The following is a 452-nucleotide window of genomic DNA, read 5'->3' on the forward strand; positions in this document are numbered from 1 at the left end:
TTTTGATTGTAGATGATGAAGTAGGCATCCGCGACCTGCTCTCCGAAATCCTTCAAGATGAAGGCTATACCGTCACTTTGGCTGAAAATGCCGAAGAAGCGCGCCAATTGCGTTATCAAACGCGTCCGGCCATGGTGTTGCTGGACATTTGGATGCCCGATTGCGACGGTATCACTTTGTTGAAAGAGTGGGCGAAAAACGGTCAACTCAATATGCCTGTTGTTATGATGAGCGGTCATGCCAGCATTGACACCTCGGTTGAAGCCACTAAAATCGGCGCGCTCGATTTTCTGGAAAAACCGATTGCCCTGCAAAAACTCTTGTCTGCGGTAGAACGCGCCTTGAAACATGGCGAAGTTCAGACGGCCTCCGGTATGACTTTGGACAAACTGGGCAACAGCCCCGTCATTCAAGAAATGAACGGCAGCATTGAAGCGGCCGCCAAACACAAC

Annotated in this window: 1 protein-coding gene; it reads left to right on the forward strand. The window is 50.2% G+C overall.

Features of this window, described 5'->3' with window-relative positions:
* Window positions 1-2: 2 nt before the first annotated feature.
* On the forward strand, window positions 3-452 hold a 450-nt coding region (locus ACTHUR_RS20675), incomplete at its 3' end, for a response regulator (RefSeq protein WP_440400670.1).

The sequence above is a fragment of the Neisseria sp. P0021.S007 genome (assembly GCF_051956855.1).